The organism is Candidatus Halocynthiibacter alkanivorans (genome assembly GCF_003333265.1).
GTDB classification, from domain to species: Bacteria; Pseudomonadota; Alphaproteobacteria; order Rhodobacterales; family Rhodobacteraceae; genus Halocyntiibacter_A; species Halocyntiibacter_A alkanivorans.
The window spans coordinates 26608-42467 of the sequence record NZ_QOLB01000032.1; the positions used below are offsets into that span (position 1 = coordinate 26608).

Consider the following 15860-nt stretch of genomic DNA (forward strand, 5'->3'; position numbering starts at 1 on the left):
GCGCGCAGGCCGCGAAACTGCAGGCGGGTTCAGCCCAGAGCGGCGGTCACGATGATTTCCACCTTCAGCTCAGCACTCGCCAGCCGGGCTTCGCCACAGGCACGGCACGGGGGATTTTCCGGATCGATCCAGGCGTCATAGACCGCGTTCATCTCGGCAAAATCTGCAATATCGGACAGCCAGACCACCGCCTGCAGAATGCGTGATTTGGACGAGCCGTTCGCCTGCAGAATCGCATCCACCTTGTCCAGCATATCGCGGGTTTGCTGCGCCGTTGATGCGCCCCTTGTGCCAACCTGGCCCGAGAGATAAATCATACCGTTGTGAATGCTGGCCTGGCTCATGCGGGCGCCTGGATTGATGCGGGTGATGTCTGACATATTTGCCTCTTTTAGTTTGAATTCAGGGCGGCAGCAGCGCGCCATGAGCGTCGGGACAGGACCATAGGTGATGGAACGGAACAAATGTTCACGGTTTTGTACATCCAAGCCGCTGTATCGTGCAATTGGTATATAAGTTCTGTGCTGTGAACGTTGTTTTGACGGTTCGTGCGCCGGTTTAAGTTTCACCTCACCTCACCTCACCTCACCTCACCTCACCTCACCTCACCGCAGCCGCAGCCGCAGCCGCAGCCGCAGCCGCAGCCCGTGAACTGGCCGCCGGGTACGCAGGTTGCGCGGTGCTAAAATGACCAGCGGGCAACATGCTCCGGCCTGCGCGATCTCGGATCGTTCCATTCAGAATCACACGCCGACGCGCACAATCCCTCCCGGCGCCAAAGAAACATGCCCTGGGCACACACATGCCGGGCCGTTTTTGAGGTTCAATGATTAATGTTTGTTTTCAGAGGTTTATGCAAATATTTCTGGGCGAAACTTTGGTAAATTCAGCGTTGTTATCCGATAACAGGGCGGCGATATCGCATGGCATCGCGCGGGATGCGAATGTTCAGGCAGAAAATTACAAACCCCGAACACTGGACAATCGCCATGAGCAGAACCGCCCGTACCCTGATCAAAACCGCCGCTGGATTTGCCTTCGTTCTTGCTATGGGTGTCGTCGCAATATTTGCCGACACAGAAAAAACCCTGGTGCTGGAGCCGGCTGAAATCATTTCCGTTCAAAAGCTTAGCGGGTTTCAGCCAGCCAGTGATGCTTGAGAAATCGGGCTGGAATTCGGGCGCAAAGCAAAGTGTCTGGACTGTGGATCAGCGGGGGCAAGCGATGCGTCGCGGGCTGCCGGTGATGTCTGGAAAATTACCGGAATAAGTTGTTAAACTTGCGCTGCGCCGGCTGTTAATTGACGGCGCAATGGTCTGGCAGGGGGGTATCTATGCGTTTTACAGCGTTGATCTTAGTCATAATTTTAAGTCTGCCGGCAGTGAGCGCAGCGCAGACCTGCGACGCGCCTGGCGATTATTCCACCCTGTCTGCGGCGGTCATCCAATCAGTGAATACGGAGCGCGCCACCCGGGGGCTGCCAGCGCTGAAGCAGGATCCGGAGCTTACTGCCGCGGCTCAGGCCCATGCTTGTGAGATGGGCAAACGGGGCTATTTTTCCCATGAGGGGCGCAATGGATCGACGGTGATGACACGGGCAAAACGGCAAGGTTACAAGGCATGTCTGATTGCCGAAAACATTGCGCTGGGCCAGGGCGATGTGGCCCAGGTTATGGCGTCGTGGATGGGATCAAAAGGCCACCGCACCCACATCCTGCGGCGCGGCGTAAGCGATACCGGTGTTGGTGTCGCCTTGCAAAAAGGACGGCTGGTCTGGGTGCAAGTCTTTGCCAGGCCTTGTTAATTCACCTCGGTATCGATCCAGATCGTCACCGGCCCGTCATTGACCAGGCTGACTTTCATGTCGGCGCCAAAAATTCCGGTTGCGACCGGCACCGACAAATCCTTCAACGCCTGAGCGAAGTATTCATAGAGCCGGTTGCCGTCTTCCGGTGCCGCGGCGGTGGAAAATCCCGGCCGGTTTCCGCGTCGTGTATCGGCGGCCAGAGTGAACTGGCTGACCACAAGCGCGCCGCCCTGGATGTCGAGCAGGGAGCGGTTCATTTTGCCCGCCTCATCGGTAAAAATCCGCAATTTGGATATTTTGGCGGCCAGTTTGTCGGCCTGCGCCTCGCTGTCGCCCTTCATGGCGCAGATCAGCACCAACAGACCGGTGTCACATTTTCCGGTGATCTCGCCGTCCACCCGTACGGTGGCTTCGCTAACCCGTTGAACCAAGGCGCGCATCATGTCTCTCCTGTCTGTGTCTATGCCAGACTACTGACGGATAACATCAGGACAGGCAACATCTGCGGCGCGGGTCGGTGTTAAAACGACCCTGCTCATAAGCAACGGGTCGCGCAATCAGGATTAAAAATTCTAACCGCCCAGTGGCCACGCGAAATGGGCAGATTAGTTTTTCCGGTATGAAATCCGTGCCTTAGGCTGCGCGACAAAGGCCCGCCACAGGTATGTCAGCTTGACCCACCCGTCAGTTCCGCAGCGATATCCCGGATAATTGGACGGGCGGTTTCGGCGGTCATGCCGGGCGTCAGCCGCCGGTCATACAGGATCGAGAGCATCTGTTCATCCATCGTCGTCAACAGGCCAAACTCTTCGTCATCGTTAAAGATCGAGGGGCGCGCGGAGGGGCTGTCATTGCCAAGCCCAAGCCCCTGGGCCAGTTCTTCGTGGATGCAGGACAGGCGCAGAAGGTCAGGGTGTTCGCCGCGGATAATCGCCACCGCGCCGCTGAATTCACCTTTGCCACCCGGGGCAATCGCATAGACCGCGCAATAGGTGGAGCGGGGCATATTCACGGCAGATTCCACGGCGGCGTCCGAAATTCCGGGCAGCAGACGGCGCATCAGCGGGCCGATCGTGCGGCGTTCGGCTTCGTTTAGAATCAAGACGTTAAAGTTCGCGCCACTGCGTGCACTGCGCACCGGGTGGCCGGTGGCGCGGGCCAGCCGGCGCGCATAGGCATTGACCGCATCACTGTCGCGTTGCTGCTGATCTGCAGGGATACTGGCCCCAAAACTGACCCGCATAACCACCGGGTCGCGCCAGCGCTGCAGGTTGCTTTTGTTGCGTCGCGCCACCAGGCGGTTTCCGGAGGTAGTGTATTCTTCGAACAGGGCGATTTGTTCAAATGTTTCAGCCAGTTGGCGCGACGAATAAGGCACGTCCGGACCGCCGCCATCGGTGCGCAGCAGACCCTGCACCAGCAACCCGTCCTCGACCCGCTGATAATAGGCGGCGAGCCTGGCGCTCTCCGGCGGCAATGCGGCTGGCGCCTGGGGTGCGCTTGCTGCATCCGGAGGCGTGGCGGGCAGGGGAGAGGTCAGCATAGCGCCGCACCCGGCCAGACCAAGCCCGGCCACCAGCGTGAACGCGGCGCGTAATTTGGTATTTACCGCCATTTCAGGCGGCGACCCGGCGGGCCGCGGGCAATCCGCTGGCGCTGTGATTTGCACTGAGACGGCTGAGGTCGCGGGAATGACGTAAAGTCATGACAGCCGTTCCGACGTTGTCATCTGCGGCATCACCGGGGAATACCAGGAAAACGTCAGTTTTTTCAGGCCAGTATCTGACACTATTTCTCACCCTCTCACACCTGCTACAGCTAAAGATATAGGCGAAGGGTTTCTCGCATACTAGGGGAGAAGTACAAACGGATCAGCCTGGGAAATGGCGGTGGGTTACGGCGCGCCTTCCGGGATCAGGACATAACGCGAAGCTGGGCGTGGTAACGCTGTTCCATATGGGCCAGAAGATCTTCGAAGTCAGCGCGCAGCGCCAGATCAGGACCGCCGCGATAGGCTTGTGCCAGGCGTTGGGTGGACTTCCGTGTGCGGCGCAGATTGCGCCCGATCGGAGCGGCAAGCCCGTGGGGGCCGAGCCGGTCAAGCAGGTATAATGCGGATTCTTCGTGGCTGCGGATCCGGATCGACAGAGACTGATCTCCAAGCGCATCGACAAAGGCGCGCATTTGCGCAAGGTCCTGCCGCGCCAGGCGGAAACTGAGTTCTGCCCGGCGGGTATCGGCCTTGCGCAGGAGAAAGTCGGTTATGTCGGTGATGTAACTCATGTGTTTGAAATTACGCACGTATTAAGGCGGGAATGCGACCGAAGGCGCACAGAATATTGTACCTTCGGTCAAGTTTTAACAATCTTAACGTTGGTGCTGCGACTTGCGTTCCGCGTCGAGTTTGCGGGAATAGCCGGATTGAAGGATTTCCACTGCAAACAGCACCAGTACCGAGAAATAGAATGTGGTTTTCGACATCGGGATCAGCTCATAGCCCGCCAGTCGGATGTTCAGCGTGTCGTCATTCATTGCGTGCGCCGCCGCAGGTCCGGCCTCGCCCAGCAAGACCACGCCGACGATCAGCAGAATGAACAGGCCCAGCACCTCATACATGCGGTTTTTTTGCAAAAAAGCGGTCACCCCGTCGGCCAGGATCAGCATTGCGGCACCAGAAATCAGGATTGCGGCTGCGAGGATGGGGAACACATCGGTGATCGCCAGCGCGGACAGGATCGAGTCAAAGCTGAAAATCAGGTTCATCATTACGATACTGATAACCACTTTGGCGGCGGATTTGCGGCCGCCGCGTGCCACGTCAGTTTCCAGGTGGTCAATTGACAGCATATGGCCGATTTCTTTGACCGCCGTGTACATGATGAAGGCGCCGCCAAAGACAAACACCACGGTGGCAAAGTTGACGCCGCCCTCAATGATACCGGGGATGTCGAACACGTAAAACGGCGCCGACATCGCATCAATCAACCGGATCATGACAAACAGCAGCACCACCCGCAGCGCCACCGCCAGCAGGATGCCCCAGAAACGCACCGACTTCTGATGTTCTGCGGGAGCGCGCTGACTTTCGATGGAGATATAAAGAAGGTTGTCGAACCCTAGAACTGCCTGCAAAAAGCACAGCATCAACAGGTTACCAAGATTTTCGATTGTAAGCAGGTCGGCCATTGCCAGTGATCCCTATGACATGAATGTTCATTCAAGTCATAGGCGATCATCTGATTTTCGAAAAGGGGTCAGCGCTGCCGTGGGCCGCGATTGCCGCCTGGTTTGCCCTGTGGCCGGCCGCCTTGGCCGCCTCCTGGCTTGCCGCCGGGCCGCCCGCCGCGTGGTCCGCCCCGGTCCGGGCCGCGGCTGTCACTGCGGCCACCGTCCTGGCTGCCGCCAGGTTTCCCAAAGCGGCCTGCTGGTGCGCCGCCAGGCTTGCCGCCAGATCTTGCACCACGCCCTTCGGGTTTATCGCCGGGTTTGCCGCCTGGCTTGCCAAAGGAGCGGCCAGCGGGTTTGTCCGTTGCGCCGGGTCTGCCAGCAGGCTTGCCACCTGGTTTGCCAAAGGATTTGCCTTCCGGGCGCGGCGCAGATTTCACATTGCCAAAATCATCGCGTTCCCGGCGGCGCGGACCAGCCCCTGGCTTGCGGGTACGCTGCGGCTGGGGTTTTTCTGCAGCGGCGGCACTGTCTGTATCACTATAGCCAAGCTGGTCGCGCAGCACGCGCGCTTTGATTTCTTCAACGTCGCCCGGTTTCAGATCGCCAAGCCGGAACGGACCGTAGCTGATGCGCAGAAGGCGGTTCACGCTCAGCCCGACAGCATCCATCGCGCGGCGGACTTCGCGGTTGCGGCCTTCGCGGATGCCGACGGTCAGCCAGGCATTGGCGCCCTGCTGGCGGTCAATAGCCACCGACATCGGCTGAAAGTTTTCTCCGTCCACAGTGATGCCTTTGCGCAGTGGCGCCAGCGTATCATCATTGGGACGACCATTGACCCGAACGCGGTATTTGCGCAGCCAGCCGGTGGTTGGCAGTTCGAGTTTTCTTTTGAGTTCGCCGTCATTGGTCAACAACAGCAGGCCTTCGGAGTTGATATCAAGCCGGCCGACCGACATTACCCGGGGCAGCTCTTTGGGCAGCGCTTCAAAGACCGTTTCGCGGCCCTTTTCATCGCGTTCCGTGGTCACCAGTCCGATTGGCTTATAATAGAGCCAGAGCCGCGCCGGTTGGGCCTCAGCGATAGGGGCCTCATCAACAGTGATGCGGTCACTGGTGGACACGTTCAAGGCCGGGCTGTCGATGACCACGCCATTCACCGCAACGCGGCCAGCTTCGATCATACGTTCAGCTTCACGGCGCGACGCAACACCGGCACGGGCCAGTACTTTGGCGATCCGGTCGCCGGGCGGGGTTTTGTTCTGATCTGAGCTCATGCCGTCCCATAGCGCGGTTGCGCTGAAAGGGCCAACATTAATTGGGGTCAAAAGCCATTAATCCTGCACCATCAGCCCATTCTGATAGCCTTTGATGTCGTGAACTCCAGGGTAAATATGGGCTCAATGTCACGTTTGCATGAAGTCGCGGGAAAAGCTTTCAGGGTGGAGACGCAGGGCGCGGCCTGTTTTCAGCCTGAGATAGCACAAAATCCTCCCTTCTGGCCCCGCCACGAGGTCATATTTTGTATGCAATCGCCGTAAAAACTGATCTCGCGCTGAAGATGCGGTATAAATGGGGTCTTGACCCAGGATGCGACCTTGAGAAACAGGCGCGTGCAGGGCAAGAGGGGGATATGGTTTTTACCTCACATATGGAATTGGCGCTTTCTGAGGCGCGCGCCGCCGCCGCGCGTGGTGAAGTTCCGGTCGGCGCTGTGGTTGTCTCGCCTGCGGGGAAAGTCGTGGCCCGGGCTGGCAACCGAACCCGTGAACTGAATGACCCCACCGCGCATGCAGAAATACTGGCGATCCGCGAGGCCTGTGTGCTCGCTGGATCTGAACGGCTGCCTGGCTATGATCTTTATGTGACGCTGGAGCCGTGCCCGATGTGTGCCTCCGCGATATCGCAGACCCGGATCGCGCGGCTGTATTATGGCGCAGATGATCCGAAATCGGGCGGCATCGCCCAGGGGCCGCGCATGTTTACTCATTCTCAGTGCCACCATGTGCCGGAAGTCTATGACGGCATCGGCGGTGCGGCTTCCGAAAGCCTGCTAAAAGAATTCTTCCGCAATCGCCGCTGACAGCTCGTCAGCGCAGGATCCGGTGAAAATGGGCCATCCTCACTGGCTGTTGTGCGTGTGGGTTGCAGATTGCGCGGTTTCTGACCGCGTTGAATGCGCAATTGCCGATCCTCACGCTTGAAGCGCGCGCACAGGGAGGCTAAACCCCTGCCTGAGCAATTAACGGAGCCGCACGATGTCGATCGACATGGAAACCGCCCGCCGCGTGGCGAAACTCGCCCGTATCCGGGTTGAAGAAGATCAACTGCCGGCGCTTGCCGGCGAGTTCAACGCCATTCTCGGCTTTGTTGAGCAGCTGAGTGAAGTGGATGTCGAAGGCGTGGAGCCGATGACCTCGGTCACGCCTCAGCGTCTGAAACGTCGCGTTGACGTTGTGAACGACGGCAGCCAGCAGGACAAAGTTCTGGCCAACGCGCCCGATGCGCGTGAAGGCTTCTTTGCGGTTCCGAAAGTGGTGGAATAATCATGTCTGATCTCAATAAACTGACCATTGCCGGTGCCCGTGACGCGCTGCGCAAAGGCGAGGTAACGGCGGTCGAACTGACCAGCGCCTGTCTGACCGCAATCGAGGGTGCCGACGCGCTGGGCGCATTTGTGCACAAAACGCCGGATGTTGCCAATGACATGGCCGTGGCGGCAGATGCACGGATCAAATCCGGTGATGCGCCGGCGATGTGTGGCATCCCGCTTGGTATCAAAGACCTGTTTTGCACCAAAGGCGTAGCCTCACAGGCGGGCTCACGAATTCTGGAAGGCTTTAAGCCCCAGTACGAATCAACCGTGACCAGCAACCTGTTTGGTTCCGGCGCAGTGATGCTGGGCAAGCTGAACATGGATGAATTCGCCATGGGCTCGTCCAACGAGACCTCATGTTATGGCAATGCGATCAATCCCTGGCGGCGTGACGGCTCGGACGCCGATCTGACGCCTGGCGGTTCGTCTGGTGGTTCGGCCTCGGCTGTTGCTGCAGACCTGTGCCTGGCGGCGACCGGCACTGATACCGGTGGTTCGATCCGCCAGCCTGCCGCCTTTACCGGCATTGTCGGCATCAAACCAACCTATGGCCGTGTGTCGCGCTGGGGCGTTGTGGCTTTTGCCTCCTCGCTGGATCAGGCCGGCCCGATGACCAAGACCGTGCGCGACAGCGCTATTATGCTGAGCGCAATGTCGGGCCATGATGCCAAAGACAGCACCAGCGCCGATCTGGCCGTGCCAGATTTTGAAGCGATGCTGACCGGCGATATCCGTGGCAAGAAAATCGGTATTCCGAAAGAGTACCGGATGGATGGCACGCCCGCTGAGATCGAAAAACTCTGGGCTGCGGGTGCAGACATGCTGCGCGACGCTGGCGCTGAGATCGTTGACATCTCGCTGCCGCATACAAAATACGCGCTACCGGCGTATTATGTGATTGCCCCGGCCGAAGCGTCGTCCAACCTGGCGCGCTATGACGGCGTGCGTTACGGCCACCGCGCCACGCTTGATGCTGGCGAAGGCATCGATGACATGTATGAAAAATCCCGCGCTGAGGGCTTTGGCCATGAGGTGCAGCGCCGGGTGATGATCGGGACCTATGTGCTGTCGGCGGGCTTTTACGACGCCTATTACAACCGCGCCCGCAAAGTCCGCACCCTGATCAAAAAGGACTTTGAGGATGTGTTTGCGACCGGCGTTGACGCGATTCTGACACCTGCGACCCCGTCAGCGGCGTTTGGCATTGGTGAGATGACCGACGCGGATCCGATCCAGATGTATCTGAACGATGTGTTCACTGTAACGGTGAACCTCGCGGGCTTGCCTGGCGTGTCGGTGCCTGCAGGATTGGATGCCCAGGGGCTGCCACTTGGGCTGCAACTGATTGGCAAACCATGGGAAGAGGGCGAGTTGCTGAATATCGCTCATACGCTGGAAACCGCGACAGGCTTTGTTTCCAAGCCTGCTAAATGGTGGTAATCATTCGGTAACAATTGGCAGAGGTGCGGCGATGTGTGCAAGATATATGGTGTTTTCAGTACTGGTGCTCGGGGCGTGTCAAATGGGTCTCCCCGACAGCGGCGCTGGCGCGGGTGTTGGTTTTGACAATTACTCCAATTACACGGCCCGCACCGAAGCCGAACTGGCTGGCGGTGCTTCTGCCGCGGCCCCGGTGATTTCAACAGAACGCACCACCAGTGGCACCACCAGCGTCATCGCTGCGGCACCGGACGTTGCGGTTGACGCTGCTGAAAGCCCGGCAGCTGACGGGATCAGCAGCAGCGAACTGGCGGCGGCGGGCATTGGCAACAGTGCTCAGCTTGATGCATTACTGGGCGACCCCGCAACCACCCCGGTTGCCACCAGGTCAGGCAATGAAGAGCTGTCCGATGAGCAGAATTTTGATGCGGTCTCCGCGCGGGAAACCATTGAGAGTGATGCGGAGCGCATTGAGCAGCAACGCCAAGTCTATCAGGTGATCGAAGCCAAGGCGCTGCCAACGCGGCAGGGCGGCACAGGCCCCAATATCGTGGCATTCGCGCTGGAAACCTCCAACCAGGTGGGGCAGCCGATTTATTCCCGATCCCTGATATTTGCCGAAAGCCGGTTCCTGAAAAGCTGTGGCAAGTTCACTTCACCCGATCAGGCCCAGGAAGCGTTCCTGGCTGCCGGTGGTCCCAAACGGGATCGCAAAGGTATGGACCCGGATGGCGACGGTTTTGCCTGTGCCTGGGATCCGGCCCCGTTCCGCCTTGCAGCGCAGAACTGATCCGGGGGCAGACCCGTGCTGACGGTCCTGGCGCGCCCATCTGAAAATTTTGGCACCCGCCGTGGTGTTTCTGCACCTGACATGGTGGTTTTGCATTACACTGCCATGGATACGACTGAAGAGGCGTTGCAGCGGCTCTGTGCTGCGGAGCATGAAGTTTCGGCGCATTACCTTATTTCTGAGCTGGGCCAGGTTTTTCAGCTTGTCGCCGATGAGAAACGCGCCTGGCATGCCGGGGCAGGGGCCTGGGGGCAGGTTACCGACGTGAATTCCCATTCCATCGGCATTGAGCTTGCCAATAGCGGCAGGCAGCCATTTGCGGAGCCGCAGATGGCGGCGCTGGAGCAGTTGTTGCAAGCGCTGTTGCAACGCCATGCAATCCCGCGCGAGCGGGTCATCGGTCATTCGGATATGGCGCCGCTGCGCAAGGGGGACCCCGGCGCGCGGTTTGACTGGGCGCGGCTGGCACGTCAGGACCTGTCGGTCTGGCCTGGCGCTGGGGGTGGTCTGCCGGCGGATGCGGTGAAGTTTCACGCGCTCGCCACAAGGTTTGGCTATGTCTTTCCGCCATCTGAAATGTGCACCGATCCTCTGACAGCGGTTCTCTCCGCCTTTCGCTTGCGGTTTTCCCCCTGGGAGCATGGCGCGCTTAATCTGCGGGATATGGCACGAATCGCGGATCTTGCGCACCGGTTTCCGGCGCGTGGTCTGGGGCGTGCACCGGTCTGTGGCTGATTCCTGCCGGGGCCTGCTTGACCGCAGGGTGTGAAACGCCTAACTGCTCATTTGCGCGGATGGCTGGGTGATCGCGGGTGGCAACATCCGAGGAAAGTCCGGACTCCATGAGACAAAGGTGCCGGGTAACGCCCGGCTGGGGCAACCCAAGGGAAAGCGCCACAGAAATGAAACCGCCTGCCGGTTCCGGGGTTCGCCCATGGGACATCACGCGCAGGTAAGGGTGAAACGGTGGGGTAAGAGCCCACCGCGCCGCTGGCAACAGGGGCGGCACGGCAAGCCCCACCTGGAGCAATGCCAAATAGGGGTCTCGCTGTGGGGCTCGTGTGCCGGCAACGGCAGACCGCCACAGGGATGTTTCAACCCAGAGACCCGGGTTGGCAGCTGGACCCGTCTGGTAACAGGCGGGCTAGATGAATGGTTACCCAGGGCAGTTCGCTGCCCGGACAAAATCCGGCTTACAGGCCGTCCGCGCGACTAGCTTTCCTCCGGGAACGTACTAATTTGAAGAAACAGCCATATTTGTCCGACGGGCGGGTAAAATGGCGTTGACTTGGACCGCCCAGCCTATAAAAGACGGGCTTCAATGAGTCTACGGGCGGCCCGACTGCCCCGTTGCAGGAGAAACAACATGGCGAAGCCGACGACGATCAAAATCCGTCTGAACTCGACAGCAGACACGGGCCACTTTTACGTGACCAAAAAGAACGCGCGTACGATGACCGAAAAAATGGTCGTCAAAAAATACGACCCGGTCGTGCGCAAGCATGTTGAGTACAAAGAAGGCAAGATCAAGTAATCTACTTCAGTACCAGACAAATGCAAAAGCCGCACGACACCGTCGCGCGGCTTTTTCTTTGCCCTGAAAGCGCCGCGCGATGTTTCCGAGACCCGAGACACAGCCCGTCAGGACAAAGACATGGAAGACCTGCCCATAAATATCCGCCTCGCATGCGCCAACGACTTTGAAGCCGTCAGCTCCCTGCTGACGCAGAGCTGTCCGGTGCTGCTTAAGGCCCGCTATGCTGAGGAAACTCTGAAGCGTGTTTTGCCGCTGATCACCCGTTGTCAGCCGGCGCTTCTGACCTCGGGCACCTATTATGTGGCGGAACGCGAGGGCGTTCTCGTTGCGGCGGGCGGCTGGACCTGGAACGCGCCTGGCGGCGGTGTCGGGCCGGTGGATCTGGCGCATATCCGACACGTTGTGACCGACCACAGGCTGGTGCGTCAGGGCATCGGGCGTCAGTTGATGGGCCGTGCTCTGGCAGAGGGCGCAATGGCCGGTGTGCGGGCGTTCAGCTGCTTCTCCACGCTGACGGCGGAACCCTTTTACAAAGCGCTCGGCTTTCGCACGGTGGGAACAGTCGACATCCGGCTTGAGCCCGGCAACTTCATGGCAGCGGTGGAGATGCGGCGGCCCTGAGCGTGGTCCAATGACCATCGCGCAAAAAAAAGGGCCAGCGCATGGCTGGCCCTCTTAGCAGTCAAATCCGGTATCAGCCGAATTCGGTTCAGATCACTCGCGGTTGCCGAGGAAGCTCAGCAGGAACATGAACAGGTTGATGAAGTCCAGATACAGGCTCAGCGCGCCCATAATTGCGGATTTTGTCAGCCATTCCTGATCCATAGCGTGGGCATGAGCGATATAATCGGTTTTGATCTTCTGGGTGTCATAGGCGGTCAGACCGGCAAAGATCAGCACACCCAGCACCTGGATGCCAAATTGCAGTGCCGACGAGCCGATGAACATATTGACGATCGAAGCGATCAGAATGCCAACCACGCCCATGATCAGGAAAGAGCCCCAGGCCGAAATGTCTTTCTTGGTGGTATAGCCATAGAGCGACAGACCGGCGAAAGAGATCGAAGTCACCAGAAACGTCGAGGCAATCGACATGCCGGTATAAGCGACAAAGATCCAGGCAATGGACAGGCCCATCGCGGAGGCAAAGGCATAGAAGAACAGCTGCGCGCCGGCGGCGGACAATTTATTGATCATCGAGCCAAACAGGAACACCATACCCAGAGGCAGGAACATCGCGACATAACCCAGGATATTTGGTCTCAGTGTCATCGGGTCGCGAAAGATCGAGAACAGCGCGTCGTTGGAGCCTACGGCCCAGGCGACAAGCGCTGTCATCAGCAGGCCCACGGACATCGTGCCGTAAACCTTATTCATATGGGCGCGAAGACCCGCGTCGATCTGTGCCGAGCGGGCACCAACACCGGTGCGGATCGTCTGATAGTCAGCCATGGACTGCCTCCGTTGAGTATACAATTGGGGCGGTCGCAGAAATGGGACCACCTTCACCCCTGAATATCGGTGCAGATGGTCCCGTTTTCAAGTGAAACCGGAGCTAAGTCGCTGCGGAATGTATCAAATCAGCTTTTCCAGCTTTGTGGCGCGTCCCAGAACGGGCGGTTTACTTCCTGTGCAACGTCGGAACGGCTGAGGCCGATGTCTTTCAACGCGTTGTCATCAAGCGCGGCCAGAGTGTGCCGGCTGCGGCGCACGGCGAACAAATGTAGCAGTCCTGCAACGAGACCTGGACGGCGTGCGGGCTGACGGAGGGAGCTCTGAGTGAAGGTAGTCATGACTTGATCCTTTCAGGTTTGTGAACCATGCGTCGGTTCTGATCAATTTCCTTGATACTTCTGCCTGAAAGTGATTGATTAGGGAAATGAATGTTATTGCTGCGTTACATCACGGAGATTGATATGCCAAGAAATATAGACATGACCGCGCTGCGTTCCTTTGTGGCGGTGGCGGACAGCGGCGGCGTTACGCGGGCGGCAGGATTTCTGAATCTGACCCAGTCGGCAGTGTCGATGCAGCTGAAACGGCTGGAAGAATCACTGGACCTGCAATTGCTGGACCGCTCTATGCGCACGATTTCCCTTACCGCGTCGGGCGAGCAGCTGCTGTCCTATGCGCGCCGGATGCTGGAGCTGAATGATGAGATATATTCCCGGCTGACGGCGCAGGAATATGAAGGCGTTATCACTTTGGGCGTGCCGCATGACATCGTCTACCCGTCGATTCCCCATGTTCTGCGTCAATTCAACTGCAACTATCCCCGGGTCAAGGTGCAGCTGGTGTCCTCTTTTACCACCGGGTTGAAGGCGCAGTTCGCCCGCGGTGAGGTTGATGTGATCCTGACGACAGAAGACATCTGCGGCGAGGGCGGTGAAACCCTGGCGGAGGTGCAGCTGGAATGGGTCGGGGCACCTGGCGGTGCTGCCTGGCGTCAACGGCCGCTGCAACTGGCCTTTGAACACCGCTGTATCTTCCGCAAAGCGGCGCTGGAAGCGCTGGACCGGGCCGGCGTAGCGTGGGAGATGGCGATCGAAAGCGAGCAGAGCCGGACCATCGAAGCCTCGGTCAGCGCCGATCTGGCGGTGCATATCATGCTGTCTGACACCACACCGCCCTATACGGAATCAATCCAGCACGGCGGGGCGCTGCCTGAACTAGGGTCCAAAAAGATCAATATGTATGTGGCGAACCTGGATCAGGGCACCGTGGTTAAAGAACTGGTTGCGTTGCTGCGCCAGGCCTATTCTCCCTCCAGGTCGCGGGCGGCAAATGTAACGGAACTTCACGCCTCCTGAGCGCGTTTTGGCACGAATTTGCCGCAGGACCGGCGCGGGCGCAGCAGATCAAGCGCCTCAGCCGGCTGGTTCGGCGGCTGAATCCGGCCGGTATGCGGCATGATCCTGCGCTGTTCTGACAGCGAATATACCCGGCGCAGGCTGCTGGTCTGGTGCGCGCGCGGCGGCTTGGCCAGCCCGCCTGGTAAATCCCGGTCATAATAATGTTGTTCAGCAACATATGCTTTGCAGAGATTTGCGACGTTCCGTCACTTGCACAGCCAGTCAGCAGAAACCGCACTTCCGGATTGAAGGCGCGAAACCTGGCTTTGAGGCGGCTGCCGCCCACCGCGCCGGTGACTACATTCATGCTGGCGGGGGATTGGACCGCGATGCGAGCACCGGCGGTGGCACTGCCAGTCAGCTGGTCTGCTCCGGCGCATTTTACAAATTTGGCCTCGCATCCCGCTGGTTCAGGCGATCCCCTTTGCGCCGATAAGTTTACAGATTCCAACTGCGGCGGAGCTAATGGCTCTTGCCACGCCAGGCACGGGCAAGGTTTTCACGGGCTGCAGGCGGGCTCAGGCGCTCAGGGTCAGATGGCGGATCCCGAAAGCGACCTGAAACAGCGCAATCTCTTTTATGTCATGTAGCCGCGCGCGGTCGCACAGCATATGGCCTGGAAACAATTCTGGCGCGCCAGCCTGACCGAAGCTGAAAATACTGCGGCATGAGGCCTGGCACCGGAGCCTCTGCTCCGGAACGCTGAGTGCCGGGGATTTGGAAACGACCATTCCCTGCGTGGGGGGAGCTCCGGAGTGTTCTGAACCTGGCCACGGATCATCGTCAGGCCGGCGAATTTCAATCCACATGCGGCAATGCAGACGGGAGCTTTCCCGACAGCCGGGGTGGCGACAGGATGGTCACACACCCCAGCAGGCAGACCAGTGGAGGTTTTCTGATTGTTTCCGACTCCTCCCGTGTGAAATTGACGGCGATGTCATTCCGGCCGACTCGCTTGTCCGTCGGGTGAATGTTTTGCAAATAGCTACTGGAAGCGTCGTTTGTTTGCGTAAATTGCAACGAAACAACCTTACAATTAGTGTACTCAACCTATACGAATGGGTAATTCGACTGTGATCGCGTAGTTTTTTTTTGAGTTCGGTGATTTTAAGCGCATGAAAACAAACAATTATAATCTATATCGCCGCGTACCTATCCAAAAAGACAGATTGAATCCGACACCTATAACGTGCGCGTATAGATTGAACACTCGGGGAAGAGTTAGATTTTAAGGTTGGGAGATAGTAGTCATGAAGCATCCGGTGGACGTCCATGTAGGTAAACGAATTCGTCAGCGTCGCTGGATGGTGGGGATGACTCAGCAACAGCTGGCAGAACAGGTTGGAATCAAATTTCAACAGATCCAGAAATATGAAACCGGCATGAATCGTGTCAGCGCATCGCGGCTTTGGGATATCGCGGAATCGCTGACCGTTCCGGTGGCATTCTTCTTTGAAGGCATCAGCGATACTGCGGACACGGGCGACGCAAATTCGGCGGCAAGCTCGGTTGTTCCGGGCGATATCCTCGCGGATAAAGAAGCTCTGGAGCTTGTACGCTCTTATTACGCCATCCCGGAAAATCAGCGCCGCCGGTTGTTTGAGCTGGCCCGCGTTCTTTCCGAAGTTGCCTGAGCAACACTTGACGGACTGCAGCCGGCCCATTACGCGAAC

Annotated in this window: 19 protein-coding genes and 1 other RNA gene; 12 read left to right on the forward strand and 8 right to left on the reverse strand. The window is 58.6% G+C overall.

The window, feature by feature from the left end; translation table 11 throughout:
• Positions 1-29: 29 nt before the first annotated feature.
• Positions 30-380, reverse strand: coding sequence for a RidA family protein (locus tag DWA01_RS01810; RefSeq protein ID WP_114284029.1), 351 nt, complete (start codon positions 378-380; stop codon positions 30-32).
• Positions 381-923: 543 nt separating this feature from the next.
• Here DWA01_RS01810 and DWA01_RS22880 point away from each other — a divergent pair.
• On the forward strand, positions 924-1160 hold the full coding sequence (locus DWA01_RS22880) for a hypothetical protein (protein ID WP_136057645.1): 237 nt from the start codon (positions 924-926) through the stop codon (positions 1158-1160).
• Between the two features lie 221 nt (positions 1161-1381).
• Positions 1382-1804 carry a CAP domain-containing protein gene (locus DWA01_RS01815; RefSeq protein WP_160115941.1) on the forward strand — a complete coding sequence of 141 codons (423 nt, stop codon included), beginning with the start codon at positions 1382-1384 and terminating at the stop codon, positions 1802-1804.
• On the opposite strand, the gene dtd is transcribed toward DWA01_RS01815, so the two are convergent.
• From dtd to DWA01_RS01840, 5 genes are all read right to left on the reverse strand, one after another.
• Entirely contained in the window at positions 1801-2247 is a 447-nt protein-coding gene (gene dtd / locus DWA01_RS01820; protein WP_114283940.1) for a D-aminoacyl-tRNA deacylase, read from the reverse strand. The genes DWA01_RS01815 and dtd overlap by 4 nt on opposite strands.
• 227 nt (positions 2248-2474) lie before the next feature.
• Positions 2475-3422 (reverse strand): DUF2927 domain-containing protein, encoded by a 948-nt coding sequence (locus tag DWA01_RS01825; RefSeq protein WP_114283941.1) that lies wholly within the window; start codon positions 3420-3422, stop codon positions 2475-2477.
• Between the two features lie 299 nt (positions 3423-3721).
• A complete protein-coding gene (locus DWA01_RS01830) occupies positions 3722-4090 on the reverse strand; it encodes a hypothetical protein (RefSeq protein WP_114283942.1) in 369 nt (122 codons plus the stop codon).
• 84 nt (positions 4091-4174) lie between these two features.
• Positions 4175-4993 (reverse strand): TerC family protein, encoded by an 819-nt coding sequence (locus DWA01_RS01835; RefSeq protein ID WP_114283943.1) that lies wholly within the window; start codon positions 4991-4993, stop codon positions 4175-4177.
• A gap of 68 nt (positions 4994-5061) precedes the next feature.
• The gene (locus DWA01_RS01840; protein WP_114283944.1) at positions 5062-6249 is read right to left on the reverse strand and encodes a pseudouridine synthase; all 1188 of its coding nucleotides are present in this window, start codon (positions 6247-6249) and stop codon (positions 5062-5064) included.
• A 356-nt stretch (positions 6250-6605) separates the two neighbouring features.
• On the opposite strand from DWA01_RS01840, the gene DWA01_RS01845 reads away from it, so the two are divergent.
• From DWA01_RS01845 to DWA01_RS01880, 8 genes are all read left to right on the forward strand, one after another.
• Positions 6606-7055, forward strand: a complete 450-nt coding sequence (locus tag DWA01_RS01845) for a nucleoside deaminase (protein WP_114283945.1) — start codon at positions 6606-6608, stop codon at positions 7053-7055.
• Positions 7056-7230: 175 nt separating this feature from the next.
• Positions 7231-7518 carry an Asp-tRNA(Asn)/Glu-tRNA(Gln) amidotransferase subunit GatC gene (gene gatC, locus DWA01_RS01850; RefSeq protein WP_114283946.1) on the forward strand — a complete coding sequence of 96 codons (288 nt, stop codon included), beginning with the start codon at positions 7231-7233 and terminating at the stop codon, positions 7516-7518.
• Positions 7519-7520: 2 nt separating this feature from the next.
• Positions 7521-9008, forward strand: coding sequence for an Asp-tRNA(Asn)/Glu-tRNA(Gln) amidotransferase subunit GatA (gene gatA, locus DWA01_RS01855; protein ID WP_114283947.1), 1488 nt, complete (start codon positions 7521-7523; stop codon positions 9006-9008).
• 31 nt (positions 9009-9039) lie between these two features.
• Positions 9040-9798, forward strand: coding sequence for a hypothetical protein (locus tag DWA01_RS01860; RefSeq protein WP_114283948.1), 759 nt, complete (start codon positions 9040-9042; stop codon positions 9796-9798).
• A gap of 81 nt (positions 9799-9879) precedes the next feature.
• Complete coding sequence (locus tag DWA01_RS01865) at positions 9880-10533, forward strand: N-acetylmuramoyl-L-alanine amidase (RefSeq protein WP_114284030.1); 654 nt, start codon at positions 9880-9882, stop codon at positions 10531-10533.
• Positions 10534-10588: 55 nt separating this feature from the next.
• Positions 10589-11010: RNase P RNA component class A (rnpB, locus tag DWA01_RS01870), an RNA gene on the forward strand.
• Positions 11011-11164: 154 nt separating this feature from the next.
• The gene (rpmG, locus tag DWA01_RS01875) at positions 11165-11332 is read left to right on the forward strand and encodes a 50S ribosomal protein L33 (RefSeq protein ID WP_008034579.1); all 168 of its coding nucleotides are present in this window, start codon (positions 11165-11167) and stop codon (positions 11330-11332) included.
• A 120-nt stretch (positions 11333-11452) separates the two neighbouring features.
• Complete coding sequence (locus DWA01_RS01880) at positions 11453-11956, forward strand: GNAT family N-acetyltransferase (protein WP_114283949.1); 504 nt, start codon at positions 11453-11455, stop codon at positions 11954-11956.
• A 93-nt stretch (positions 11957-12049) separates the two neighbouring features.
• Here the strand turns inward: DWA01_RS01880 and DWA01_RS01885 are convergent, their stop codons facing one another.
• Together DWA01_RS01885 and DWA01_RS01890 are read right to left on the reverse strand one after the other, a co-directional pair.
• The gene (locus DWA01_RS01885; RefSeq protein ID WP_114283950.1) at positions 12050-12787 is read right to left on the reverse strand and encodes a Bax inhibitor-1/YccA family protein; all 738 of its coding nucleotides are present in this window, start codon (positions 12785-12787) and stop codon (positions 12050-12052) included.
• Between the two features lie 128 nt (positions 12788-12915).
• On the reverse strand, positions 12916-13128 hold the full coding sequence (locus DWA01_RS01890; RefSeq protein ID WP_114283951.1) for a DUF1127 domain-containing protein: 213 nt from the start codon (positions 13126-13128) through the stop codon (positions 12916-12918).
• 123 nt (positions 13129-13251) lie between these two features.
• Between DWA01_RS01890 and DWA01_RS01895 the strand changes: the two genes are divergently transcribed.
• A complete protein-coding gene (locus tag DWA01_RS01895; RefSeq protein WP_114284031.1) occupies positions 13252-14145 on the forward strand; it encodes a LysR family transcriptional regulator in 894 nt (297 codons plus the stop codon).
• A 1292-nt stretch (positions 14146-15437) separates the two neighbouring features.
• On the forward strand, positions 15438-15821 hold the full coding sequence (locus tag DWA01_RS01905) for a helix-turn-helix domain-containing protein (protein WP_114283953.1): 384 nt from the start codon (positions 15438-15440) through the stop codon (positions 15819-15821).
• Positions 15822-15860 lie beyond the last annotated feature (39 nt).